Genomic DNA, 25,136 nt, shown 5'->3' with positions numbered 1-25,136 from the left:
GTCCGAGCGTCACGCTGGGGTTTGCGTTACAATGCGCCACCGTGCCGACCCATGAGTCGGAAAGTTCCAGCCGAGGTGTTCCATGGATATCATCGAAACGATCAAAGAGCAGATTGCCAACAACACTATTCTGCTTTACATGAAGGGCGCCCCTAACGCTCCCCAGTGTGGCTTCTCCGCAAAGGCTTCCCAGGCAATCATGCAATGTGGCGAGAAGTTCGCCTACGTGGATATCCTGCAGAACCCGGAAATCCGCGCCAACCTGCCGAAGTACGCCAACTGGCCAACCTTCCCGCAGCTGTGGGTTGCCGGTGAGCTGGTCGGCGGTAGCGACATCATCACCGAAATGGCGGCTGATGGTTCGTTGCAGGCACTGATCAAAGACGCAGCGGCCAAAGCAGCTGCGAAGACCGAAGCCTGATTTGTTTTAGGCCGCGGCAATAAAAAGCCCCGCTTCTCGAAAGAGAGCGGGGCTTTTTAGTGGCCGGGAATTGTAGGGTTATTCACCCATCTGCGATTGCAGGTAATTCTCGATAGTCACTTTGTCGATCAGGCCGATTTGGGTTTCCAGCCAGTCGATGTGTTCTTCCTGGTCTTCAAGGATATCTTCCAGCAGTTCACGGCTGCCGAAGTCGCCCTTGGATTCGCAATGAGCAATGGCGGCCTTCAGGTCGGTGTGGCTCTTGCGCTCGAAGTTCAGGTCGCAGTTGATCATTTCCTGGGTGTGCTCGCCGATGTTCAGCTTGCCCAGGTCCTGCACGTTCGGCAGGCCTTCCAGGAACAGGATGCGCTTGATCAGCGCGTCAGCGTCCTTCATGGCCTTGATGGATTCTTTGTATTCGCGCTTGCCCAGCTTTTCCAGGCCCCAATCGTCATACATGCGCGCATGCAGGAAGTACTGATTGATCGCGACCAGTTCATTGGCAAGGATTTTGTTGAGTTGCTGGATGACTGTGATGTCGCCTTTCATGATTGGGGTCCTGCCCTGTATTAGCTGTATATAAGGCGGAGTTTGAGCTGCGCATTTACTACTGTCAAACCTAAGTTATTGAATAATAAATGAAAATTAATCGGAATAAGAATGTTTGTGTTCCGCGTCTTGGCGCTAACTGTTTGAATTACGGGCATAAAAAAACCGGACACTCAGTCCGGTTCTTTAAAACATGCCTGTTAAGCGTGTGTAAATTCTGCTGAGTAGGGGATCGCAGCCTGGGCAGTTTGCAGCTGCGTCAGGGTTTCCCGTACCACTTGCTTGGCGAGGCAGGCGCATTTGCCGCATTGGCTGGCAACGCCGGTGGTTTCACGTACTTCCTTGTAGCTGCAGCAACCTTCGTAGATTGCTTCGCGGATTTGTCCGTCGGTGACGCCAGTGCAAAGGCAGACATACATAAGGGAGAACCATCGCGGTTTAAGGCTTAAGTGCGACGGATCTTAATGTTAACGAGAATGATTGTCAAAGTAGTTTCTCAAGCCTTGGTGTTTGCACGCGGCTTCACTGACGAACGGCTTTTTTCCGGTATGATGGTCGGTCTTCACGAAGCGTGATCACGTCACAGGCCTGTCGTTTAGCTGCGGCACACTGGGACGGATCCTTTTACTTCAGTCACCACCATCAGGAGATACCCAATGAGCGTACTCGTCGGCAAACAAGCCCCGGATTTCGACGTACCCGCCGTCCTCGGCAATGGCGAAATCGTAGACAGCTTCAAACTGTCTGAAGCCATCAAAGGCAAATACGGCCTGGTGTTCTTCTACCCGCTGGACTTCACCTTCGTCTGCCCATCGGAGCTGATCGCCCTGGATCACCGCATGGACGATTTCAAGGCGCGTAACGTTGAAGTGGTAGCCGTTTCCATCGACTCCCATTTCACCCACAACGCCTGGCGCAACACCGCCATCAATGATGGCGGCATCGGCAAAGTCAAATACACCATGGCTGCCGACATGAAGCACGACATCGCCAAGGCCTACGACGTTGAGTCCGAAGGCGGCGTGGCTTTCCGTGGCGCGTTCCTGATCGACGACAAGGGTGTTGTGCGCTCGCAGATCATCAACGACCTGCCGCTGGGCCGTAACATGGAAGAGCTGATCCGCCTGGTCGACGCTCTGCAATTCCACGAAGAGCACGGTGAAGTCTGCCCTGCCAACTGGAAAAAAGGCGACAAAGGCATGAACGCTTCGCCAGAAGGCGTTGCGGCTTACCTGACCGAGAACGCTGGCAAGCTGTAAGCCACGTTCGAAGCAAAAAAAACCGGCCTGAGAGGGCCGGTTTTTTTATGCGCGGGATTTGGCTTCAGTCGCCGAAGTCTTCCCAGCCGCCCATCTGTTTCCAACGGTTGACGATGCCGCAGAACAGCTCGGCGGTCTTCTCGGTGTCGTAGCGGGCCGAGTGGGCTTCACGACCGTCGAAGTCGATACCGGCAGCCTGGCAGGCCTTCGCCAGCACGGTCTGGCCATAGGCCAAACCGGCCAGGGTCGCAGTGTCGAAGCTGGAGAACGGGTGAAACGGGTTGCGCTTCATGTCCAGGCGCGCCACGGCGGCATTGAGGAAGCCCAGGTCGAAGCTGCTGTTGTGGCCCACCAGGATCGCGCGTTTGCAGCCATTGGCCTTCAGGGCCTTGCGTACGCCACGGAAGATGTCGGTCAGCGCCGCTTCTTCACTGACGGCCATGCGCAGTGGGTGATCAAGCTTGATCCCGGTGAATTCCAGGGCCGCCGCTTCGATGTTGGCGCCTTCGAACGGCTCGACGCGGAAGAAGTGGGTGTGTTCCGGGAACACGAAACCCTGTTCATCCATGCCGATGGTCGTGGCGGCGATTTCCAGCAACGCGTCAGTGGCGCAATTGAAGCCGCCGGTTTCTACGTCGATGACAACGGGCAGGTAGCCACGGAAACGCTCGGCCATCGGGTGACGGGAACCGCCACCACCGCCGCCGTGTTCCTGGTCGTCGTCGTAATGGTCTTCACTCACGGGTGTTCCTCCAGCAGGCGCCAGCGCAGTGTTTCACCGGCGCGCAGCGGGATAACGGTCAGCTCGCCAAACGGCAGGCTGGTGGGGGCGGTCCAGTCTTCACGGACCAGGGTAATGCGGTCGGTATTCGCCGGCAGGCCATAGAAACGTGGGCCGTTGAGGCTGGCGAACCCTTCAAGCTTGTCCAGCGCGTTGCGTTGTTCGAACGCTTCGGCATACAACTCGATTGCCGCATAGGCGGTATAGCAACCGGCACAACCACACGCGGCTTCCTTGGCGTGTTGGGCGTGAGGTGCAGAGTCGGTACCGAGGAAAAATTTCTCGCTGCCACTGGTGGCGGCATCGAGCAGCGCTACCTGGTGCGTGTTGCGCTTGAGAATCGGCAGGCAATAGAAGTGCGGCCGAATCCCGCCCACCAGCATGTGGTTGCGGTTGTACAGCAGGTGATGCGCGGTGATGGTCGCGCCGACGTTGGCCGAAGCCTCGGTGACGAACTGCACGGCATCGGCGGTGGTGATGTGCTCGAACACCACCTTGAGGGTCGGGAACAGCTCGACAACTCGGCGCATGTGCTCGTCGATGAAGATCTTTTCACGATCGAACACATCGACATCGCCACGGGTGACTTCACCGTGGATCAGCAACGGCATGCCCACTTCGGCCATGGCTTCGATGGCCGGCAGGATCTTGTCGATACTGGTGACGCCGGAATCGGAGTTGGTGGTCGCGCCGGCCGGGTACAGCTTGGCGGCGTGCACGAAACCACTGGCCTTGGCCTGGCGGATTTCTTCGGGCTGGGTGCGGTCGGTCAGGTACAGCACCATCAACGGTTCGAAGCGGCTGCCGGCCGGTCGTGCAGCGAGAATGCGCTGGCGATAGGCGTCGGCTTCCGCGGCGTTACGCACCGGAGGTACCAGGTTAGGCATGATGATGGCGCGGCCAAACGTGCGCGCTACATCGGCCACGGTTTGGGGCAACGCAGCACCATCGCGAAGATGAATATGCCAGTCGTCGGGACGCAGCAGGGTCAGGCGGTCGGACATTGGGGATTCCAGGCGGGTCAATCTGGTGGGAATGCTACCGGAAAAGACTCTTGCAGGCACTCGCTATCAAGTTTTGCAGGATGCGACCGATATCCCTGGGTATGCCTTAACGATGTATGACGCCTTGATGTGTTGTAGAAACCAGTGGAGCCTCCCGTGCGCCAGCATTATCTAGCCCTGCTCAGTGTGTTCGCCAGCCTGCCCGCGATGGCCCTCACGTTCCAGACACGTCTGGAGAATATTGAGTGGAAAGTGGAGGGCGATAAATTCGAGTGCCGCTTGACCCAGCCGATCACCGATTTCGGCTCGGGCGAGTTCGTGCGCCGGGCCGGCGAGCAGGCGACGTTTCGCCTGAAAGCCTTTAACGGCTCGTTGGGTGCCGGTTCCGCAACCCTGTTGGCGGCGGCTGCGCCGTGGCAGCCGGGGCGTGGCGATATCAACCTGGGGGCGGTGCGTGTCGGCAGTGGCGATGTGCTGTTCAACAGCTCCCAGGCCCAGGCCGGGCGTTTGTTTACCGGCCTGCTCGAAGGGCGCAGCCCGACGGTGCGCCACTATAGCCGCGACGGCGGTTACTCCGAGATCCGCCTGCTGCCGGCGAAATTCAGCAAGGCCTACAACGACTACCAACTCTGCACCACCAAGCTGCTGCCGATGAATTTCGAGCAGGTCAAACAGACCGAGGTGGGTTTCCCGGGTGGCGGCATCGAACTGGACGCGGCGGCCAGGAAAAAGCTCTCGGTGATTCTCGAATTCATGAAAGCCGACCCGACGGTTAACCACGTCGAGTTGAATGGCCACTCCGACAACAGCGGCAATCGCCTGACCAATCGCGACGTTTCGCGGCGTCGTGCATTGGCGGTAATGGACTACTTCAAGGCCAATGGCATCCAGGAATCGCAGATTACCCTGCGCTTTCATGGCGAAAGCTATCCGCTGGCGCCGAACACCAACGCGGCCAACCGGGCGAAAAACCGCCGGGTGAATATTCAGCTCGAACGGGTGGCAGCCCCCGAGAAACCGGCGCCCCAGGCCAAGGCGCCAGGCAACGCTGCCGCCACCTCATAAGGTGCGGCGTTTCGTCGCCCGCTCGACATAATCTGTCGCTTTATCTTCATTTGCTGTCGCGCCTCTGTAATTTCACGGTTTTGGTCGGTAGAATCGATGCCTTTCCGTACAACCCCGTGGAGTGATGGCATGGCCGACGTAAACAAGGTCGTTCTCGCGTATTCCGGCGGCCTGGACACTTCGGTGATCCTCAAGTGGCTGCAGGATACTTATAACTGTGAAGTGGTGACCTTCACCGCTGACCTGGGTCAGGGCGAAGAGGTCGAACCTGCACGTGCCAAGGCGCAAGCCATGGGCGTGAAAGAGATCTACATTGACGACCTGCGCGAAGAGTTCGTCCGCGATTTCGTTTTCCCGATGTTTCGCGCCAACACTGTCTACGAAGGCGAGTACCTGCTGGGTACTTCCATCGCACGTCCGCTGATCGCCAAGCGCCTGATCGAAATCGCCAACGAAACCGGCGCCGACGCCATTTCCCATGGCGCCACCGGCAAGGGCAACGACCAGGTGCGTTTCGAACTGGGCGCCTACGCCTTGAAGCCAGGCGTAAAAGTGATTGCTCCGTGGCGTGAATGGGACCTGCTGTCCCGTGAAAAGCTGATGGACTACGCCGAAAAGCACGCGATCCCGATCGAGCGTCATGGCAAGAAGAAGTCCCCGTACTCGATGGACGCCAACTTGCTGCACATCTCCTATGAAGGCGGCGTGCTGGAAGACACCTGGACCGAGCACGAAGAAGACATGTGGAAATGGACCGTCTCCCCGGAGAACGCTCCTGACAAGGCCCAGTACCTGGAACTGACCTACCGCAACGGCGACATCGTCGCGCTGGACGGCGTCGAAATGACGCCGGCCACCGTCTTGGCGACCCTGAACCGTATCGGTGGCGAACACGGTATCGGCCGCCTCGACATCGTCGAGAACCGTTACGTGGGCATGAAGTCCCGTGGTTGCTACGAAACCCCGGGCGGCACCATCATGCTGCGCGCTCACCGCGCCATCGAATCCATCACCCTGGACCGTGAAGTGGCTCACCTCAAAGACGAGCTGATGCCCAAGTACGCCAGCCTGATCTACACCGGCTACTGGTGGAGCCCGGAGCGTCTGATGCTGCAACAGATGATCGACGCTTCCCAGGTCCACGTGAACGGCGTTGTGCGCCTGAAGCTGTACAAGGGCAATGTGATCGTGACCGGTCGCAAGTCCGATGAGTCGTTGTTCGACGCCAACATCGCCACTTTTGAAGAAGATGGCGGCGCCTACAACCAGGCAGACGCGGCAGGCTTCATCAAGCTGAACGCGTTGCGCATGCGCATTGCGGCCAACAAAGGTCGCAAGTTGTTCTGAGTGTTGTAAGTTGCAATGAAAAATGGCCCCTCAAGGGGCTATTTTTTTTTGGTTGAAAATACATCCGGAATCATCGGGCGCGCGCCTGTGTTTATTGTTCGCTTCGAAAAAGTTCAGGTACTCCAGGAGATGATCTGGAGTGTTTATATTTTTACGGGGGCAATGTTTATTAATTTCGCTCGATAAGTGATGCATTGTTGAAAGTGAGATTTTTTCTTGTAGGCAGGAACTATGTACTACAGAAAATTCACTCAGAAATGTACCGCGAATATGTCAGATGCTGACATGTCTGTAGGATTTATGGAGCGTTAGTAATTATGTCGAATGGAACTTTTAAAAACCCGATTTCCCTCCGGGTTCACAGGTCTTCTGACAGCGCACAAGGGGCATTTCCTGAAACTTGTGTACGGCGCGTTTACCCGGCCCCGCGTAATCCTGGGAATTTTCACTCAAAATATGTTTGTGCTCGGAAAGTTCTGAAAGCCCAAACAAAACTGAATAGCTCCGATCTGGCGTTTTTTTGTAGGTTAAATCCTATGTCTTTGTGGGTTAGGTCTCTGCTTGCTGTTGCTTGGGGGGGAGCGCTATGCCAAGCGAGAAACGACTAGGCTATTGTGCTTACTCTTAATAATTCGAACAGCGAAATTGGACTTGCCCATGAATAAAGTGCTGATCGTGGATGATCATCCCGTCATTCGTCTTGCTGTGCGTATGCTAATGGAACGTCATAGTTATGAGGTCGTTGCCGAGACCGATAACGGTGTCGATGCCTTGCAACTTGCGCGCGAGCATATGCCGGACATTGTCATACTGGATATTGGAATTCCCAAACTCGATGGCCTGGAAGTTATATGCCGGCTGTCATCAACCAAACAGGCACATCCCTTCAAGGTGCTGGTGCTGACGTCCCAGGCGCCCGGGCATTTCTCGATGCGGTGCATGCAGGCGGGTGCTGCCGGCTACGTGTGCAAGCAACAGGATCTCACCGAGCTGTTGAGCGCGGTCAAGGCGGTGCTGTGCGGGTACAGCTACTTCCCCAACCAGGCGTTGAACTCGGTGCGCTCCACAATGGGTAACGCCAGCGAAGCGGACATGGTCGAGCGCCTGTCCGGCCGGGAGATGATGGTGTTGCAGCAGTTGGCCCGCGGCAAGACCAACAAGGAGATCGCCGATGGCATGTTCCTGAGCAACAAGACCGTGAGCACCTACAAGACCCGCTTGCTGCTCAAGCTCAACGCCCGCTCGCTGGTGGACTTGATCGAGCTGGCCCAGCGAAACGGCCTGGTGTAGGCCGGCCTCACATTTACATCCAGTCAGAAAAAAGCCTCCGCAAGGGAGGCTTCTGTTTATCGTTGGATCGATTAGAGATCGAAGTCGTAATCGGCCAACTGTTTTTGCAAGCGCCGCTCTTCCAGAAGGTTGTCGATGGTGCGGCGTTTGCTCAAATTGGTCTTGGCCACCTCTAGCGGTGCTTCTGCTGCATCATCGTCGGATTCAGCGCCAACAACGTCGTCTTCTACATCCAGTTGTTCTTTGCCAGTGCTCATAAGGTTAACTCCAGGCTAAGACTGCCGTTGGCGCTCCTTATAACGATAATCTCGGGCCTGGTAAAAAAGATTTTTTCAATCGACTCATCGATAAAAGCAATGATGGCTCAATCGTCGGAAGTCTTTTCCTTGTATTCGCACAGGTCTTCGATGCGGCAGCTGCCACAGCGCGGCTTGCGCGCCTGGCAGACATAGCGTCCGTGAAGGATCAACCAGTGATGCGAGTCCAGCAGATACGGCTTGGGCACGAACTTCATCAGCTGTTTTTCCACCTCCACCACATTTTTTCCGCGGGCAATACCGGTTCGGTTGCTGACCCGAAAGATGTGCGTGTCCACCGCCATGGTCAATTGGCGAAATGCCGTATTGAGCACCACATTGGCGGTTTTTCGGCCAACACCCGGAAGGGCTTCCAGGGCTTCGCGCGTTTGCGGTACTTCGCCGCCGTGCAGTTCCACCAGCAGCCGGCATGTCTCGATGACATTCTTCGCCTTGCTGTTGTACAGGCCGATGGTCTTGATGTATTCGGACAACCCCTCAACCCCCAGCGCGTAGATAGCCTCCGGGGTGTTCGCCACCGGATACAACTTGGCGGTGGCCTTGTTGACGCCGACGTCTGTGGACTGGGCCGAGAGAATCACGGCGATCAGCAACTCGAACGGCGAGGAATAGGCCAGTTCGGTTTTCGGTTCCGGGTTGTCTTCGTGAAGCCGGCGGAAAATTTCCAGGCGTTTTGCGGCGTTCATGGGGCGAGCGGTTCCTTGCGGACAGTCAGTGTGGTTACGAAAAACGGGCCCAATAACCCGAGCAGGATAAACGCGGCGTGCACCGGCAGTACACGCTTCATCAGGTGGTGCCGGTGCTCAAGGGGGTCAAGTGCGGGCATCAGCCACCACCAGTGCTGCAAGCGCCTGCTCTGCCGTTTCGAAGTGCTGTTGCAGAATGATCAACTGCGACTGCTGTTCAAAGGTCGGCGGGTGGCCGAAAGCTTTCAGGGATTTGTGCAATTGGGCGCGGCTCATGGCCAGGTTGATCTTGGCCTTCTTCAAGGCGGCGTCCATGGCCGCGGCTTTTTGTGCACGAACCCGCTCAATGGCCGCCTGGACCGGGTTGACTGTGGCCGCAGCTACCGGGGCGGCGCGCTTGGAGCGTGCCTGGCGTTCGGCAAGTTTCTGTTCCTCTTCGCGTTGCAGCCGCGCGTTGCGCTGTTCAAACCGTCGCCGGGCCCGGTCGCGCTTGAGGCTGCGTGCCTCGCGTTCATGATCATTGGAGGCCAGCCCGCCGACAATCGGTACCACGGTGCTCAACGGACGCATTTCGATGCAATCAACCGGGCAGGGTGCTACACACAGGTCGCAACCCGTGCACTCGTCGACAATCACCGTGTGCATCAATTTGGCAGCACCGACGATAGCGTCCACCGGGCAGGCCTGGATGCATTTGGTACAGCCGATGCACTCCGCTTCACGGATAAACGCGATCTGTGCGGGCGCTTCCCCTCGAGATGTGTCCAACTCCAGCACCGGGAGCTTCAACAGCTGCGCCAGGCCTGTAATGGTTTCCTGGCCGCCCGGAGGGCACTTGTTGATCGCCTCGCCTTGGGCAATGCCTTCTGCGTAGGGCTTGCAGCCAGGATGCCCACATTTGCCACACTGGGTTTGCGGCAGCAGGGCGTCGATACGTTGAATCAGGCTCATGGTTTGATCATTGCGTTGGAACCCGGAAAAGCCACAGCCAACAACGGGCCGACAGCAAACAGAATCCGATTATCCGGCAAGCGAGGAGGGGGTACTAGCTGAAACCGCCCCATGGCCGAGACCATGAGGCAGTTAGCCATTGTTACTTGATGCGCTGACCCGGCTTGGCGCCGCTGTCCGGGCTCAACAGGTAGATCTCTTCACCGCCAGGGCCGGCCGCCATCACCATGCCTTCGGAGATACCGAACTTCATTTTCCGCGGCTTGAGGTTGGCGATCATCATGGTCAGGCGACCATCGAGCTTGGATGGGTCCGGATAGGCGCTCTTGATCCCCGAGAACACGTTGCGTTGTTCATCACCGATGTCCAGGGTCAGGCGCAGCAGCTTGTCGGCGCCTTCCACGGCTTCGGCCTTGAGGATCAGGGCCACCCGCAAGTCCACCGCAGCGAAGGCGTCGAAGTCGATTTCCGGCGACAACGGATCTTTCGCCAGTTCGCCATTGCCCGCAGGTGCAGCGTCGCCGGTATCGGTCTTGCTGGCCTCGAGGTCTTCTTTCGATGCGTCGGTCATGGCCTGCACTTTTACCGGGTCGATACGGGTCATCAGCGGCTTGAACTCATTCAACTGATGGTTGCCGAGCAGTGTCGCGTGGTCATTCCAGGTCAGCGGCGGCACATTGAGGAACGCCTCGGCGTCGGCTGCCAGCAATGGCAACACCGGCTTGAGGAAGATCACCAACTGACGGAACAGGTTGACGCCCGTGGCGCAGATCGCCTGGACTTCAGCCTGCTTGCCTTCCTGCTTGTTCAGCGACCACGGCGCCTTGTCGGCGATCCAGGCGTTGGCGCGGTCGGCCAGGCCCATGATTTCGCGCATGGCCCGGGCAAAGTCGCGAGCTTCATAGGCATCGGCGATGCTCGGCGCGGCGGCCAGGAATGCATCGGTCAACTCAGGTGCGGCATTTTCAGCCACCAGCACCCCGGCGTTGCCCTTGTGGATAAACCCGGCGCAACGGCTGGCGATGTTGACGACCTTGCCCACCAGGTCCGAGTTGACCTTCTGTACGAAGTCTTCCAGGTTCAGGTCCAGGTCGTCGACACCACGGCCCAGCTTGGAGGCGTAGTAGTAGCGCAGGTATTCCGGCGACAGGTGGTCCAGGTAGGTGCGCGCCTTGATAAAGGTGCCACGGGACTTGGACATCTTCTGGCCGTTGACCGTCAGGTAACCGTGCACGGCAATGCCGGTTGGCTTGCGATAGCCCGAACCTTCAAGCATTGCAGGCCAGAACAGCGCGTGGAAGTTGACGATGTCCTTGCCGATGAAGTGGTACAGCTCGGCCGTGGAGTCCTTGTTCCAGAACGCGTCGAAGTCCAGCTCCGGCGTGCGGTCGCACAGGTTCTTGAAGCTGGCCATGTAGCCGATCGGCGCGTCCAGCCACACGTAGAAGTACTTGCCTGGCTCGCCCGGGATCTCAAAGCCGAAGTACGGCGCATCGCGGGAGATGTCCCACTGTTGCAGGCCGGCGTCCAGCCATTCGGCGATCTTGTTCGCCACGGCGTCCTGCAGGGTGCCGCTGCGGGTCCAGGTTTGCAGCATCTGCTGGAAATCCGGGAGCTTGAAGAAGAAGTGCTGGGAATCCTTGAGTACCGGGGTGGCGCCGGAGATGGCCGACTTCGGATCCTTCAGGTCGGTGGGCGCGTAAGTGGCGCCGCATTTCTCGCAGTTGTCGCCGTACTGGTCCTCAGTGCCGCATTTCGGGCAGGTGCCCTTGATGAAGCGGTCGGCCAGGAACATTTTCTTTTCCGGGTCGAAATACTGGGTGATCGAACGCGTGGCAATGTGCCCGGCGTCCTTGAGGCGCAGGTAGATCTGGCTCGACAGCTCGCGGTTTTCGTCGGAGTGGGTCGAGTGGAAGTTATCGAAATCCACCAGGAACTCGGCAAAGTCGGCGCTGTGTTCAGCCTGGACATTGGCGATCAGTTGTTCCGGGGTGATCCCTTCCTTCTCGGCGCGCAACATGATGGCCGAACCGTGGGCGTCGTCCGCGCAGACATAAATGCATTGATTGCCGCGATGCTTCTGGAAGCGCACCCACATATCGGTCTGGATGTACTCAAGCATATGGCCAAGGTGGATAGAACCATTGGCATAGGGCAGGGCGCTGGTGACGAGGATCTTGCGTGGCTCGGACATGGGGCTCGGCTACTTGATGAAACGGAGGTCGGCCACTATAAAGCGCCGGGAAATTTATTTCACCCCGTGCGGCTGTTTCCGGATTTTCCCGCAGGCCGAAAGCGTGCCGCTGGGGCGCTGGAACGGTTAGGATAGCCGCCTGTTTTAGTCAGTCTTTTTTCGGGAGTAGCCCATGAGCGCCGTCAATCGCGCAGCGGTGGAAGCCGTTCTTCGCCAGTACACCGACCCCTACCTGAACCAGGACCCGGTCAGCGCCGGGTGCGTACGCGCCATCGACGTGCAGGGTGACAAGGTTTCGGTCCAGCTTGAGCTGGGCTACGCCGCAGGCCTGTTCAAGAGCGGCTGGGCGCAGATGCTGCAAATGGCCATCGAAGGCCTGGACGGCGTCAGCTCGGCCAGGGTCGACATCCAGTGCGTGATCGCCCCGCACAAGGCCCAGGCGCAGATTCCGGGCCTGGCCAACGTCAAGAACGTGGTGGCCGTGGCTTCCGGCAAGGGCGGCGTGGGCAAATCCACCACCGCCGCCAACCTGGCCCTGGCCCTGGCCCGGGAAGGCGCGCGGGTCGGGATTCTCGACGCCGACATCTATGGCCCGAGCCAGGGCGTGATGTTTGGCATCCCGGAAGGCACCCGGCCGAAGATCAAGGACCAGAAATGGTTCGTGCCGATCGAGTCCCATGGCGTGGAAGTCATGTCCATGGCCTTCCTGACCGATGACAACACACCGATGGTCTGGCGCGGCCCGATGGTATCCGGTGCGTTGCTGCAACTGGTCACCCAGACCGACTGGGGCAATCTGGACTACCTGGTGATCGATATGCCGCCCGGCACCGGCGATATCCAGCTGACCCTGGCGCAGAAAGTGCCGGTGGCCGGCGCGGTGATCGTCACCACACCGCAGGACCTTGCGCTGCTGGATGCCCGCAAGGGTGTGGAGATGTTCCGCAAGGTCAACATCCCGGTGCTGGGCGTCGTGGAAAACATGGCGGTGCACATCTGCTCCAACTGCGGCCACGCCGAGCATCTGTTCGGTGAAGGCGGCGGCGAGAAGCTCGCGACCCAGTACGGCGTGGAACTGCTGGCGTCGTTGCCGCTGTCCATGGGGATTCGTGAGCAGGCTGATGGCGGCAAGCCAACGGTCGTTGCCGAGCCCGATGGCCAGATTGCCATGGTCTACCAGGAGCTGGCGCGCCACGTAGGCGCGCGAATCGTCCTGCAGGAAGCCGAGGCCCAGGCAATGCCGACGATTACTGTCAGCGACGACTGATCCACCGGATGGGAAAAAAGCCTCGACCTTGTCGGGGCTTTTTCTTGCCTGGTGAACACCAACGAGGCGTTTTTTACTCTTTTACGTAATTGCTGGTGTAAGCATTCACTTACTTTTTCGTAAGCGTTTGGGTTTTTTCATCGGCGGGGGCGTCTTGAATTGATTGCCTATATTTCTATCTTATTGAAATATAACGATTATTTATTCGCGTTTGAGCGCTTGAGTCGAAAACCCGGCGGGTTGGATCCCGTTGAACTTCCCCGTGAACTCTCTAAGATCAGCCCTGTGTCCACGGATTGACACAGTCATCAAGGAACGATGATTCAGGGAACCTCGCAGGATGCGATTCATCAGGACGATGAAAAGGAACACAGGGACTAGGGAAAAAATGTGGGCGGGTCATACCGCCCCTTTTTTTTGCCTGTAGAAAAGTGAAACCCGCCCCGCAGAAATGCAAAAAGGCCCGCAAGGGGCCTTTTGGAGGGCATCGACGCTATCAGCGTTCGAGGTCGGCAATCTTGCCTTTTTTGCCATCCCACTCTGCCGCATCCGGCATCGGGTCTTTGCGCTCAGTGATATTCGGCCAGATTTCCGCCAGCTCAACGTTCAACTGAATAAATTCCTGCATCTCTGCCGGGACTTCGTCCTCGGAGAAAATAGCGACGGCCGGGCATTCTGGTTCACACAGGGCGCAGTCAATGCACTCGTCCGGGTGGATGACCAGGAAATTCGGGCCTTCGTAGAAGCAGTCCACCGGACACACTTCTACGCAGTCGGTGTACTTGCACTTGATGCAGTTGTCGGTGACGACGAAGGTCATTTCTAATTTTCTCCTCAGGCGGCGGCAGCGAAACCCTTTGTGGCAGGGCTCGCGAGGTTCGGGAGCGATAGTCTGCAGGCCAGGCTAAAAGCCCGCAGCATCCCAAACCGCGCGAGAGTCTACCAGCTTGCAAGCGTCTGCGTTATATCCGAGTCTTCAGTGCATATAACATTTCGAGCGCTTTTCGCGGCGTCACGTCATCCAGGTCAAGCTTAGCCAACTCATCCAGTACCGGATGAGGCAGGCTGGCGAACATGTCGCTCTGGTGCGGCGCGCTGGGTTTGTTGCTGGCCTTGGCCGGGCTGGCCACGGGAATCTCATGGGGCAGCGCGGTTTCTTCCAGGCGGCTCAGGTGCTCGCGAGCACGGGTAATCACCTCGGCCGGCACCCCCGCCAGTTGCGCCACGGCCAGGCCGTAACTCTGGCTTGCCGGGCCGGGCAGCACGTGGTGCAGGAACACGATGCGCTCGTTGTGCTCGGTGGCATTGAGGTGCACGTTGGCTACCAACGGCTCGTTTTCCGGCAGCACGGTCAATTCGAAGTAGTGCGTCGCGAACAGCGTATACGCCCGCAGGTGCGCCAAACGCTCGGCCGCCGCCCACGCCAGGGACAGCCCGTCGAAGGTGCTGGTGCCGCGGCCCACTTCGTCCATCAGCACCAGGCTGCGTTCGGTGGCGTTGTGCAGGATGTTGGCGGTTTCGCTCATTTCCACCATAAAGGTCGAACGGCCGCCGGCCAGGTCATCGCTGGAACCGATCCGGGTGAAGATGCGGTCCACCAGTGACAATTCGCAGCTTGCCGCCGGCACGAAGCTGCCGATATGCGCCAGCAGCACGATCAACGCGGTCTGACGCATGTAGGTGGATTTACCGCCCATGTTCGGACCGGTGATCACCAGCATGCGGGTGTCGTCGTCCAGCGACAGGTCGTTGGCGACGAACGGCGTGGTCAACACCTGCTCCACCACCGGGTGGCGACCTTGCACGATGCGCATGCACGGCTCGCTGACAAAGCGCGGGCAGTTCAGGTCAAGGTTCAGGGCTCGCTCGGCCAGGTTGCTCAGTACATCCAGCTCGGCCAGGGCGGCTGCGGTGTCCTGCAACGGCGCCAGCTTGTCGATCAGGCTTTCGAGCAAGGCTTCGTAGAGCATTTTCTCCCGGGCCAGGGCGCGGCTTTTGGCCGACAGCGCCTTGTCTTCGAATTCTTTAAGCTCCGGAGTGATAAAGCGCTCGGCACCCTTGAGGGTCTGGCGGCGCTGGTAATCGATCGGCGCCTGCTCGGCCTGCTTGCTTGGCAACTCGATAAAGTAGCCGTGCACGCGGTTGTAGCCGACTTTCAGGTTGGCCAGGCCGGTGCGGGCTTTTTCACGGGCTTCCAGGTCAATCAGGAACTGCCCGGCGTTCTCGCTCAGGGATTGCAGCTCATCCAGCTCGGTGTCGTAACCGGTCTTCAACACGCCACCGTCACGGATGATCGCGGGCGGGTTGTCGATGATGGCTTTTTCCAGCAGCGCCGCCAGTTCCGGGTAGGTGCCGGTGGTGACTGCGAGTTGCTGCAGGTGCGGTGCTTCCAGCTCGGTCATCGCCGCTTGCAGTTGCGGCAGGGCGCCGAGGGCATCGCGCAGGCGTGCCAGGTCGCGGGGCCGCGCATTACGTAGGCCGATCCGCGCCAGGATCCGCTCGATATCGCCGATTTCCTTGAGCTGCGGTTGCAGCTTTTCAAAGCGGTAGCGGTCGAGCAGGCAGGTAATAGAGGTCTGGCGGGCTTGCAGCACGGTCAAATCCCGCAGCGGGCGGTTCAACCAGCGGGTCAGCAAGCGGCTGCCCATGGCGGTCTGGCAACGGTCGACCACCGATTGCAGGGTGTTGTCGCGCCCGCCGGCCAGGTTGGTGTCCAGTTCCAGGTTGCGACGGCTGGCGCCATCCAGCACCACGGTGTCGTCCAGGCGTTCATGACGCAGGCTGCGCAAATGCGGCAGGGCAGTGCGCTGGGTTTCCTTGGCATAGTTGAGCAGGCAACCGGCGGCGCCGATGGCCAGGGTCAGGGTTTCGCAACCGAAGCCCTTGAGGTCTTGCACGGAGAATTGCTGGCACAGGCTTTTCAGCGCCGAATCACGCTCGAAATCCCACGGCGCACGACGCTTGGTCCCACGGCGACGTTCCGCCGGCAGGTCCTTTGGCCAGTCGTCCGGGATCATCAACTCCACCGGGTTGACGCGCTCAAGCTCCGCCAGCAGATTCTCCCAGCCCTTGATCTCCAGCACCGTGAAGTTGCCACTGGTGATATCCAGGACTGCCAGGCCGAACAGGCGTTCGTCCCCCAGTACTGCCGCGATCAGGTTGTCGCGACGCTCATCCAGCAGCGCCTCATCACTCACCGTACCCGGCGTAATGATACGCACCACCTGGCGTTCCACCGGGCCCTTGCTGGTGGCCGGGTCGCCGATCTGCTCACAGATCACCACCGACTCGCCCAGCTTCACCAGCTTGACCAGGTAACCTTCCAACGAATGATATGGAATCCCGCACATCGGAATTGACTGCCCGGCCGACTGCCCGCGCGCGGTCAGGGTGATGTCCAGCAACTTGGCCGCCTTCTTCGCGTCTTCATAGAAGATCTCGTAGAAGTCGCCCATGCGGTAGAACATCAACTGATCAGGGTGCTGGTTTTTCAGGCGCCAGTACTGCTGCATCATCGGGGTGTGGGAGGACAGATCGGAAGTGTTTTTACTCATTGGATAGTTGGCAAATTCGTTGAAAGTGATGGGGCAAAGGGGGCGCTTGGCCCAGCATTTTTTGCAATGGGCGCAAGGTTAACACGCGCGGTCCGGGCTTCGCAGTGCACAAACGGTCAGGTCAAATTCGCTGCTCCATGCATTAAATATGCAAATTAGCATTTGCCAAGCATCAAAACTGCCTGCACTATCCGCGTTATGCAAAAACGCAACGTTTCTATCGTCTTAAGAGAGCTGCTGGACCGCGACCGGATCTCCCCCACGGAGCTTCACCGGCGTACCGGCGTGCCTCAATCCACACTGTCCCGGATCCTCAGCGGCAAGATCGTGGATCCGTCGGACAAGCACATCTCGCGCATCGCCGATTATTTTCAGGTCAGCACCGATCAGCTGCGCGGGCGCGCAGGGCTGGTGCCGGTGCGGTCGGACGAGCGTGACCCGATGCATTCGGAACTCAAGGACATAAGCCTGTGGGACGACGAAACACCCGTTAATGATGACGAGGTGTCGATCCCCTTTCTGCGCGAGGTTGAATTGGCTGCTGGATCAGGAAGATTCGTCATCGAGGAAAGCGAGAAGGCCAGCCTGCGGTTCGGCAAGCGCAGCCTGCGGCATAACGGTGTGCAGTTCGACCAGGCCAAGTGCGTGACGGTGCGCGGCAACAGTATGTTGCCGGTGCTGCGCGACGGCGCCACCGTAGGTGTCAATGCGGGCAAATGCGGGATTGGTGACATCGTCGATGGCGATCTTTACGCCATCAATCACAACGGCCAGCTACGGGTGAAACAGCTCTATCGCCTGCCTTCCGGGATTCGCCTGCGTAGCTTCAACCGCGATGAACATCCGGACGAGGACTACAGCTTCCAGGAAATCCAGGATGAACAGATCAGCATCCTTGGTCACGTTTTCTGGTGGGGCATGTACGCCCGCTAACCCTTCTGTGTAAGACAAAGCCCGCCAGTGAGCGGGCTTTTTTTCGTCTGCGTAAAACCACCAAACCCTTTGCCTGCGGGGCTATAAATGCACCTGTGCATTTATTGCGCAAAAATAAATGCATTTGTGCATTGACTGTATATGCATACATGCATATTCTTCATCTCAAGCCAGCCAAGAAGGCCTGGTGGAGGCGGCAAGGATGCTGCCAAGGAAGACAAGGACGTTACGCAACACCGGCAAGGACGCCATCGAAGCGATGGCAAGGATGCCAGGCAATACCGGCAAGGATGCCGACGCTCTTTAGTTTCAAACCGCTTCAAGAACAGGCAGCGATGAACCGGCCTTAACGGTTCAGAGGGTTGGCAACTGGCCCGGGTGTGCAGCGTAAAGCACCAGAAGCAGTTATCCGGCAGACAGGGATCGTGGTCGGAAAAACATTGAGGAAAGAACCGTACCGCGCCAGTAGCGCCGAAAGTTCGAGGACATCATTACTGAAAAGCCCGGGCAGCCGGGCTTTTTGGAATGCCTACCTAGAGAACCCATTCAAATTGAAACAAACACCTACAACCGGCGACCTGCCGGTATCACTCATTCCAGGAGGCGTGACATGACAAACGAGCAGCAAGCGTTGGCGGAAATGCCTATCTGGCTGGTCATCGTATTGGCGGTGATTGGCGGGGTTTCCGGAGAAATGTGGCGCGCCGACAAGGAAGGCGCCCGCGGTTGGTCGCTTATGCGGCGCCTGGCCCTGCGTTCGGGGGCCTGCATGGTGTGCGGGGTATCAGCCCTGATGCTGTGCTACGCCGCCGGCATGTCGATCTGGACGGCCGGCGCCATTGGGTGCCTGACCGCCATGGCCGGCGCCGACGTGGCCATCGGCCTTTATGAACGCTGGGCGGCCAAGCGCATCGGCGTCAACGAAGGCCCTGGCCGGGACCCGCAGTAACCGTTGCAAGGACGCTACTTAAATGACACTTATCGAAAAACCCTCCCAATTGCCCCAGGCCATCAGCGAGGCACTGCGCAGGGCGTTTCCGGAACTTAAGGTCGGCACTCATCAGGACTTTCAGGGCGCCGCGAACGACACCGGCGTGTTGATCACGGTCGAAGGCAATGGGCCGGGCCTTCGCTCCCGCGAGGGGCGCAAGGCCCATGCCCTGGGGATTTCACTCAAGGCCATGGTGGCCCCGGGTGCCTTGCCCTTTGATGCCTGCGACCTGGCCAGCCAACTGATGGACCTGGTGCTGGATAACCGCTGGAACCTACCGCAGGCGCAGTGCGACCTGCCGACCAGCATTGTCGCTGCGCCTTCAATACGCACCAGCGCGGAGACGGACTACGACACCTGGACCGTCACCTTCACCCAAACCCTCTATATCGGGCCGCCGTTGCTCAACGATCCCACAGGCAAGCCGCTTTTTGCCTGCACCTGGGAAGTTTCGAACATCGACGACCCCGACCAATACAAGCCGCTGGCGGAGTAGCCCATGTTCGACGCGCTGTTACGCATGCAGCTGGGGCCGATCGTGGAGCGCCTGGCGGAAATGGAAAGCCAGCTCGAAGACCTGTATCGACGCGCCGAAAGTTTCTGCCGAATCGGCGTGTGCCAGGAGGTCGACGCCGCCAGCAATACCTGCAAGGTCAGCCACGGCGAACTGCTCACCCCGGCGATCCGCTTTTTCAACCCCAGCGCCGGGGCACAGACGGAAACCCGCATCCCGTCAGTAGGCGAGCAATGTTTGCTGCTCAACTACGGCGCCGGGGAGGGCGGGGCGCAATCGGTGGCCTTGTTCGGCTTGAACAGCGACCGCTTTCCACCGGTCTCCAGCGCTTCGACACTGACCCGGCGCCGCCATCAGGACGGTACCCAGAGCGACTACGACGACGCCAGCCATACCTTCAACTGGGTCAATGGCCCCACCACGTTCACAGGTTCCCGCGAACAGGTCGACATCAAGGTCGGCGCCGCCAGCCTCACGATGAGCGCCCAGGGCATCACGCTGCAAGTCGGCGGCAGCAGCCTGTTGCTGGACGCCGGCGGCGCGCACTTCAGCGGCCCGGTGGTGGACCACCAGGGTCGAGTCATCAGCCCCTGACAAGGACATCCCATGATCGGAATCGATAGAAACACCGGGGCGGCGGTCGATGACTGGCTGCAATTTGTGCAGCGCGCTACCCGAGCGCTGACCACGCCCTTGGGCACTCGCCAGAAGCGCCCGCTGTACGGCTCGATGATCCCGCAGCTGCTCGGGCAAAACCTCGGCGATGACCTGCTGATTCTCGCCCAGAGCCATGCCGCCCAGGCGTTCTACAACCCGCAGAACGGCATCGCCGACTTCGAACCGCAAGTCATCGTCGCCAACCGCCAGGGCGCCGGCCTGTTGCTGCGCTTCGCCGGCACCTGGAAAAACCGCAAGCAATCCTTCGAGGTGGTGACATGAGCATGCTGATACCCGGCCAGAACCAGCTGGCTGAGCCAGCGATCATTGCCGTCGATGAGTTCGAACCGTTGCTGGCGGAGTTCAAGGCGTTTGTCGTTGATTACGTCGCTACTCGTGCACCAGAAAATGCCGCCAAGCTGAAGGTCAGCCTGGAGAACGAGAGCGAGTTGCTGACGTTGGCGCTGGAAGCTTTTTGCGTTCGCCTGCAAACCCACGAGCGCAAATACAACGCCCGCATCAAGCAGATGCTGGCGTGGTGGGCTACCGGCAGCAACCTCGATGCGCGCCTGGCGGACATGGGCCTTGAGCGCCAGGTGCTCGACCCTGGTGACCCGGCGGCTTTCCCGCCGGTACCGCCAACATTGGAGAGCGACGATGACGCCCGGTTGCGTTATTACCTCGCGCCTCACGCTCCGGCGGCGGGTTCGCGGATGCAGTATCGCCGGGAGGTTTTCACCCTCGGTGAGCGTCCATCGGTGAAAGTGCAAAGTGCTACGCCCGGGGTGGTGACGGTCACTTATACCTTCGACCCGGACGGCTACGCGGCACGGGTCAAGGATGGCAACGGCCGTCGAACCGCGCCCGGCGAAGTGATGGTCACGGTCCTGTCCCGAGACGGGGATGGTACACCTTCTGCGGATCTACTCGACGGTGTACGCCGGCATTTCGCCCGGCCTGACGTGCGACCGGAAACGGATCTCGTCACGGTGCAGGGGGCGCAGATCCTGCGCTACAAAATTCGGGTGGTGGCCAAGATCAACGCCGGTCCGGATTCCGGATTGACCCAGGTAGCCGCGCAGCGACTGCTGCAAACCTACGCCGAGTCTTGTCATCGCCTGGAAGGGCGGGTGGACCCGAGCTGGATCGACTACGCCATACACTCGGCAGGCGCTGCGCAACTGCAGATCCTTGAGCCGCTGGAGCCGATCGTCACCACGGCGTTTCAGGCTCCGTATTGCACGGGTGTCGAGGTGGAGGTGCACACGTTATGAGTGAGCCAAAAGGCAGTTTGCTGCCCGCCAACAGTTCGCCGTTGGAGAAGGCGCTGGACCTGGGTTTCGGGCAATTGCTCGATCGGGTCACTCCGCCATTCCCGGCCTTGATGAACCCGCTGCAGACGCCGGCTGAATTCCTTCCCTACCTGGCCGCTGATCGCGGCGTCAGTGAATGGGACGCCGCTGCCAGCGAGTCGGAGAAGCGCCTCACCGTGGCCTTGTCCTGGCAAATCCAGCGTCAGGCCGGTACGCCCAAGGCGCTGAGCTACGCCGTCGAATCCCTGGGATTCACCCCCAATATCAGTGCCTGGTATCAACAGCGGCCAACCGGCCTGCCTTACACCTTTGATGTGCAGGCAATCATCGGTCGCAGTTGGTCCAGTGGCGATCACAACCGTTTGATCCGCCGCATCAACGCGGCCAAGAGCGAGCGGGACCTGGCCACCATCACCATCGTGCACGAGACGGTGGGTGGGCTGGCGCTGAGCGGTGTTGCTCATGCTGCACTTTGCGACAGCGAGCTTTCTCTCATGGGGGCGCTGCCTGAACTCGTGCTTGGCGCCCGACTTCACAGCACCGGGGTCGCCCGGTACTACACCATTAACGATTACGACCTCAGGGCGCAGCCATGACAGAAGACATTACGCGCCTGGTGCGCTTCACCTCCAAGGGTTTGGGTGAAGTGTTGCAGGCAAAGAACCAGGGTTTGAAAGGTGAAATTACCCATATTGGCGCAGGGACTGGCCGTTACAACCCCGACGGCAGTGAAGTTGCTTTGCGGGATGAACGCCAGCGAGTCGCAATTGCCGATTACGAAGACCTCGGTAATCAACAACTCAGAATGGCCGCGCTGTTTGATGGCGAGGCTGAGTATGAGATTGGAGAGTTTGGGTTTTACCTGGCTAGCGGGACCTTGCTGGCAGTTTATTCTGTTGCCGGGAAATTACTCACCTACAAGGCGGCCGCGGCCCGTGTGTTGCAGAAGTTTACGCTGGACATGACGCCACTGCCGGTCGATAGCGTGACGGTAGTAGTGGGCATGGAAAATCTTAATATTTTAATTGCAGAGGAACTGGCTGCAGTGGCGACAGCCAATATCGACAATATGGCTCGCCATCTGGGGGTTTTGTTTCGTGTGATGAAATTGGAAGATACTCGAGTTGTAATTTAGACAGTGGGCTGGCCTATTTAGTTATGGTTGTTTGCCGGTACTAAGTGGCCTGAGAATGGCAAAGTAAAGGAGTTACTATTTTGAGTACGGAAACGCAAATAGCCAACCTGGTTCAGGCTTCCAACAATCTGACCAGTGCCGTGAATGGCAAGATTGGCGATATTGACAAACGAATGGATCAAGCCCGTGCGGAATTTGATCAGTTTCGTGCACTTAAGGATGTAGTTGGAGAACCCGGCGCACCCGGGACGTTGTTGATGAGTGTCTTCCAAGGGCTTGTTTGGGGTACGGGAGCCCCCTATAACGTTGACGCTTCTGGTGGCATGGTAGCGACGGACCTTGGATCCTCAATGGAGGTTTACGCCCATTTCAAGTTGCCGTTTTCTATTAATACCGATGATCAGATGTTCTGGCTGAATATTCGCGGTTATAGTTACGGTAGTTCTTTGGTGCTGGATGAAACATTTGCCGGGTATGTTTATTCGCCTCAGCGCGCAGTTATAAATCAATCTTGCTTTGGGAAGTTTGCGCCGGCCATCTATGCTGATACGGCTGGTAATGCGATCTGCCGAATTAAAATACCCAATGTGTATGTTACATCGTTGCGAATTGACACTATGCAGATTGGTCGCTATCGCGCGATCAAAGTCGGTGAGATCAAGTCGAAACTTTCCCTTTCCCCAACGGTGGTTTTCTAAATGGCTGAAGTATTTGTCTCGCCTACTCAATCTCATATCCCCAGCAAAGAAGGTCTTGAATGTTTGGAATGGTCCTCCATTCGCGTCCGTCGCGATCAACTTTTGCGAGAAACAGACCATACCCAAGTCCAGGACAGCCCTCTGAGTGAAGTTCAGCGTGCGGAAGTCGCTGCTTACCGCAAACTGTTGCGGGATGTCCCGCAAGATGTAGGCGATCCTTTCACTGTTGTATGGCCAGAAAAACCTGGTTTCCTTAAATAACGATAGCCACCGCGAAAGCGGTTTTTTTTCGCCCGCCAAAGCCCCTCTCGCAGGGGCTTTGGCGTTTTCCACCCGGAGAATTCCACTCATGTTTAACCGCCAAACCTACACCGTCCTCATTCCATTCCCCACCGGCAACGGCCACTGGTCTACCGCCGGCGAGGAACTGGAACTGCTGGACGTCGAAGCATCCGCCCTGCGCACCGCTGGCCGCCTGGAACTCACCAGCGTCCTCAACTCCACCCCGAAGAAGGCTGACTGATCATGGCTGAGGTTTTGAACTTCGAACATAACGGCATCACCGTGAATGCCACTGAATCCCCCGAGGCCATGGGTGGCCTGGGCGATAACGTCATCGGCCTGGTGGGCACCGCCCCCAACGCCCATGCGTCGATTCCGAAAAACGCCCCGTTCCGCATCAACAGCTTCACCACCCAGGCGCTGCTGGACCCCACCGGCGCTGAAACCGGCACGCTGTTCCACGCCGTGTACCAGATCCTCAAAGTGGTCAAGGTGCCGGTCTACGTAGTGATCGTCGACGAGGGCACCACCCCGGCCGACACCATCAATAACGTAATCGGCGGTGAAGAGCCGGTCACCGGCCGCAAACTGGGCCTCGCCGCCCTGGCCAGCGTCCCCGAGGACCTGACCATCATCGGCGCCCCGGGTTTCACCGGCACCAAGGCCGTGGCCGGCGAATTCGCCTCCTTCGGCAAGCGCATCAAGGCCCGTGTGGTGCTGGACGGCAAGGACGCAACCGTCGCCGACCAGGTGACCTACAGCGGCGAACTGGGCGGTGCCGATCTCGGTTTCGACCGTTGCCTGCTGGTGCACAACATGCCGTCGGTGTACTCCAAGGCCGCGAAGAAAAACGTGTTCCTGGCGCCGTCGTCCCTGGCCATCGCCGCGCTGGCCAAGGTCAAGCAATGGGAAAGCCCGGGCAATCAGGTGACCTTCGCCGAAGACGTGTCCCGCGTGGTTGAGTACAACATCCTCGACACCTCCACCGAAGGCGACCTGCTCAACCGCTACGGCGTGAGCTACTACGCCCGCACCATCCTCGGCGGCTTCTCGCTGCTGGGTAACCGCTCCATCACCGGCAAGTTCATCAGCTACGTGGGCCTGGAAGATGCGATCAGCCGCAAGCTGGTCAAGGCCGGCCAGAAAGCCATGGCCAAGAACCTCACCAAGTCGTTCATGGACCAGGAGGTCAAGCGCATCAACGACTGGCTGCAAACCCTGGTGGCCGACGAGACCATTCCAGGCGGCAGCGTGTACCTGCACCCTGAACTGAACAGTGTCGAGAAGTACAAGAACGGCACCTGGTTCATCGTCATCGACTACGGCCGCTACGCGCCGAACGAACACATGATTTATCAACTCAACGCCCGCGATGAAATCATCGAGCAGTTCCTGGAGGACGTTCTCTAATGTTTACCAACCGAATCAGACAGGCCATGGCGGCCACCCTTCAAGGCCTGCCGTTGTCGGCGACGGTCACCTCGTTCGCACCGCCGAAGATCGACTTCGACATGGAACAGATGACCGGCGGACGTTTCATCGCCGAAGAAATGGCCAAGAGCGCCAAAGTGCTCAACGCCACATTGGAGCTGCAAGGTGCGGGTCCGGAAATCATGCTTGCCCTGGGGGTGCGCCTGGGCGATGACATTTTGTTGAACGTGCGTGAAGCCGGCCAGGACCAGGACGGCAAGACTTACTTCACCTACCACACCATCGGCGGCAAGCTGAAAACCCTGACCGAGACAACCCTGAAGATGGGCGATAAACCCGCCCTCACCCTGGAGTTCTCCTGCCGCACCTACAACCGCCTGGAAAACGGCATCCCGGTGATCGACATCGACGTGCGTACCCAGAAGTTTGTGCTCAACGGCGTCGACATCCTTGGCGATGCCCGCCGCGCGGTACTGATGCCTTAAGCCCCCGGGAGC

Annotated in this window: 28 protein-coding genes and 1 pseudogene; 19 read left to right on the top strand and 10 right to left on the bottom strand. The window is 58.8% G+C overall.

All coding sequences use genetic code 11. The features are described 5' to 3' along the window. Positions 1-82: 82 nt before the first annotated feature. Entirely contained in the window at positions 83-421 is a 339-nt protein-coding gene (gene grxD / locus V6607_RS26895; RefSeq protein ID WP_003208710.1) for a Grx4 family monothiol glutaredoxin, read from the top strand. A 78-nt stretch (positions 422-499) separates the two neighbouring features. Here grxD and bfr read toward each other — a convergent pair whose 3' ends face one another. Next, entirely contained in the window at positions 500-970 is a 471-nt protein-coding gene (gene bfr, locus V6607_RS26890; protein ID WP_008433502.1) for a bacterioferritin, read from the bottom strand. Positions 971-1,170: 200 nt separating this feature from the next. Continuing rightward, positions 1,171-1,389 carry a bacterioferritin-associated ferredoxin gene (locus V6607_RS26885; RefSeq protein ID WP_003208706.1) on the bottom strand — a complete coding sequence of 73 codons (219 nt, stop codon included), beginning with the start codon at positions 1,387-1,389 and terminating at the stop codon, positions 1,171-1,173. A 237-nt stretch (positions 1,390-1,626) separates the two neighbouring features. Between V6607_RS26885 and V6607_RS26880 the strand changes: the two genes are divergently transcribed. After that, entirely contained in the window at positions 1,627-2,229 is a 603-nt protein-coding gene (locus tag V6607_RS26880; protein ID WP_003172097.1) for a peroxiredoxin, read from the top strand. 64 nt (positions 2,230-2,293) lie between these two features. Here the strand turns inward: V6607_RS26880 and rnt are convergent, their stop codons facing one another. After that, positions 2,294-2,971: a ribonuclease T gene (gene rnt / locus V6607_RS26875; protein WP_003208704.1), complete on the bottom strand. Its 678-nt coding sequence runs from the start codon at positions 2,969-2,971 to the stop codon at positions 2,294-2,296. After that, positions 2,968-4,014 carry a dihydroorotase gene (pyrC, locus tag V6607_RS26870; RefSeq protein ID WP_003208703.1) on the bottom strand — a complete coding sequence of 349 codons (1,047 nt, stop codon included), beginning with the start codon at positions 4,012-4,014 and terminating at the stop codon, positions 2,968-2,970. Before pyrC ends, rnt begins: the two co-directional genes overlap by 4 nt. A 156-nt stretch (positions 4,015-4,170) precedes the next feature. Between pyrC and V6607_RS26865 the strand changes: the two genes are divergently transcribed. From V6607_RS26865 to V6607_RS26855, 3 genes are all read left to right on the top strand, one after another. Beyond that, the gene (locus V6607_RS26865) at positions 4,171-5,079 is read left to right on the top strand and encodes an OmpA family protein (RefSeq protein WP_087695280.1); all 909 of its coding nucleotides are present in this window, start codon (positions 4,171-4,173) and stop codon (positions 5,077-5,079) included. Between the two features lie 129 nt (positions 5,080-5,208). Further along, a complete protein-coding gene (locus V6607_RS26860) occupies positions 5,209-6,426 on the top strand; it encodes an argininosuccinate synthase (protein ID WP_003208700.1) in 1,218 nt (405 codons plus the stop codon). Between the two features lie 657 nt (positions 6,427-7,083). Continuing rightward, the gene (locus tag V6607_RS26855) at positions 7,084-7,716 is read left to right on the top strand and encodes a response regulator transcription factor (protein ID WP_003208698.1); all 633 of its coding nucleotides are present in this window, start codon (positions 7,084-7,086) and stop codon (positions 7,714-7,716) included. Positions 7,717-7,787: 71 nt separating this feature from the next. Here the strand turns inward: V6607_RS26855 and V6607_RS26850 are convergent, their stop codons facing one another. The 4 genes and pseudogenes from V6607_RS26850 to metG all read right to left on the bottom strand — a co-directional run bounded on the left by V6607_RS26850 (position 7,788) and on the right by metG (position 11,864). Then, positions 7,788-7,973, bottom strand: a complete 186-nt coding sequence (locus tag V6607_RS26850; RefSeq protein ID WP_134327266.1) for a hypothetical protein — start codon at positions 7,971-7,973, stop codon at positions 7,788-7,790. A gap of 107 nt (positions 7,974-8,080) precedes the next feature. Then, positions 8,081-8,719 carry an endonuclease III gene (nth, locus tag V6607_RS26845; RefSeq protein ID WP_003208694.1) on the bottom strand — a complete coding sequence of 213 codons (639 nt, stop codon included), beginning with the start codon at positions 8,717-8,719 and terminating at the stop codon, positions 8,081-8,083. 156 nt (positions 8,720-8,875) lie between these two features. Further along, a pseudogene (gene rsxB / locus V6607_RS26840) lies at positions 8,876-9,691 on the bottom strand (electron transport complex subunit RsxB); the annotation flags it as partial. A 121-nt stretch (positions 9,692-9,812) separates the two neighbouring features. After that, entirely contained in the window at positions 9,813-11,864 is a 2,052-nt protein-coding gene (gene metG / locus V6607_RS26835; RefSeq protein WP_003208690.1) for a methionine--tRNA ligase, read from the bottom strand. 172 nt (positions 11,865-12,036) lie between these two features. Here metG and apbC point away from each other — a divergent pair, with 172 nt between their 5' ends. Beyond that, positions 12,037-13,131 carry an iron-sulfur cluster carrier protein ApbC gene (gene apbC, locus V6607_RS26830; RefSeq protein WP_087695282.1) on the top strand — a complete coding sequence of 365 codons (1,095 nt, stop codon included), beginning with the start codon at positions 12,037-12,039 and terminating at the stop codon, positions 13,129-13,131. 496 nt (positions 13,132-13,627) lie between these two features. Here the strand turns inward: apbC and fdxA are convergent, their stop codons facing one another. Both fdxA and mutS read right to left on the bottom strand, forming a co-directional pair. Continuing rightward, positions 13,628-13,951, bottom strand: a complete 324-nt coding sequence (gene fdxA, locus V6607_RS26825) for a ferredoxin FdxA (RefSeq protein ID WP_003208688.1) — start codon at positions 13,949-13,951, stop codon at positions 13,628-13,630. A 142-nt stretch (positions 13,952-14,093) separates the two neighbouring features. Further along, entirely contained in the window at positions 14,094-16,685 is a 2,592-nt protein-coding gene (gene mutS, locus V6607_RS26820) for a DNA mismatch repair protein MutS (RefSeq protein WP_134327264.1), read from the bottom strand. A 198-nt stretch (positions 16,686-16,883) separates the two neighbouring features. Here mutS and V6607_RS26815 point away from each other — a divergent pair, with 198 nt between their 5' ends. The 13 genes from V6607_RS26815 to V6607_RS26755 all read left to right on the top strand — a co-directional run bounded on the left by V6607_RS26815 (position 16,884) and on the right by V6607_RS26755 (position 25,124). Then, positions 16,884-17,618, top strand: coding sequence for an XRE family transcriptional regulator (locus V6607_RS26815; RefSeq protein WP_032899152.1), 735 nt, complete (start codon positions 16,884-16,886; stop codon positions 17,616-17,618). Positions 17,619-18,228: 610 nt separating this feature from the next. Next, positions 18,229-18,567 carry a phage holin family protein gene (locus V6607_RS26810; protein WP_003208680.1) on the top strand — a complete coding sequence of 113 codons (339 nt, stop codon included), beginning with the start codon at positions 18,229-18,231 and terminating at the stop codon, positions 18,565-18,567. A gap of 22 nt (positions 18,568-18,589) precedes the next feature. Then, positions 18,590-19,105, top strand: coding sequence for a hypothetical protein (locus tag V6607_RS26805; protein ID WP_134327263.1), 516 nt, complete (start codon positions 18,590-18,592; stop codon positions 19,103-19,105). Positions 19,106-19,108: 3 nt separating this feature from the next. Next, a complete protein-coding gene (locus V6607_RS26800; RefSeq protein WP_102604888.1) occupies positions 19,109-19,717 on the top strand; it encodes a phage baseplate assembly protein V in 609 nt (202 codons plus the stop codon). Positions 19,718-19,729: 12 nt separating this feature from the next. After that, positions 19,730-20,062 (top strand): phage baseplate protein, encoded by a 333-nt coding sequence (locus V6607_RS26795; RefSeq protein ID WP_003208675.1) that lies wholly within the window; start codon positions 19,730-19,732, stop codon positions 20,060-20,062. Next, positions 20,059-21,054: a baseplate J/gp47 family protein gene (locus V6607_RS26790; RefSeq protein WP_102604886.1), complete on the top strand. Its 996-nt coding sequence runs from the start codon at positions 20,059-20,061 to the stop codon at positions 21,052-21,054. Before V6607_RS26795 ends, V6607_RS26790 begins: the two co-directional genes overlap by 4 nt. Then, positions 21,051-21,689 (top strand): phage tail protein I, encoded by a 639-nt coding sequence (locus V6607_RS26785; protein ID WP_003208671.1) that lies wholly within the window; start codon positions 21,051-21,053, stop codon positions 21,687-21,689. The genes V6607_RS26790 and V6607_RS26785 overlap by 4 nt, the downstream gene beginning before the upstream one ends. After that, positions 21,686-22,228, top strand: a complete 543-nt coding sequence (locus V6607_RS26780) for a hypothetical protein (RefSeq protein WP_102604884.1) — start codon at positions 21,686-21,688, stop codon at positions 22,226-22,228. Before V6607_RS26785 ends, V6607_RS26780 begins: the two co-directional genes overlap by 4 nt. 80 nt (positions 22,229-22,308) lie before the next feature. Continuing rightward, positions 22,309-22,926, top strand: coding sequence for a hypothetical protein (locus V6607_RS26775; protein WP_102604883.1), 618 nt, complete (start codon positions 22,309-22,311; stop codon positions 22,924-22,926). Beyond that, a complete protein-coding gene (locus V6607_RS26770; RefSeq protein ID WP_102604882.1) occupies positions 22,927-23,187 on the top strand; it encodes a tail fiber assembly protein in 261 nt (86 codons plus the stop codon). Positions 23,188-23,275: 88 nt separating this feature from the next. Further along, the gene (locus tag V6607_RS26765; RefSeq protein ID WP_003208665.1) at positions 23,276-23,449 is read left to right on the top strand and encodes a hypothetical protein; all 174 of its coding nucleotides are present in this window, start codon (positions 23,276-23,278) and stop codon (positions 23,447-23,449) included. 2 nt (positions 23,450-23,451) lie between these two features. Next, positions 23,452-24,618, top strand: a complete 1,167-nt coding sequence (locus V6607_RS26760) for a tail protein (protein WP_003208663.1) — start codon at positions 23,452-23,454, stop codon at positions 24,616-24,618. Beyond that, positions 24,618-25,124: a phage major tail tube protein gene (locus V6607_RS26755; protein ID WP_102604880.1), complete on the top strand. Its 507-nt coding sequence runs from the start codon at positions 24,618-24,620 to the stop codon at positions 25,122-25,124. Before V6607_RS26760 ends, V6607_RS26755 begins: the two co-directional genes overlap by 1 nt. Positions 25,125-25,136 lie beyond the last annotated feature (12 nt).

Origin of the sequence: Pseudomonas sp. KK18 (genome assembly GCF_037094675.1) — a bacterium.
Classification (GTDB): domain Bacteria; phylum Pseudomonadota; class Gammaproteobacteria; order Pseudomonadales; family Pseudomonadaceae; genus Aquipseudomonas.
Note: the sequence above shows the minus strand (reverse complement) of the source record. Positions and strands in the feature narration are given on the sequence as shown.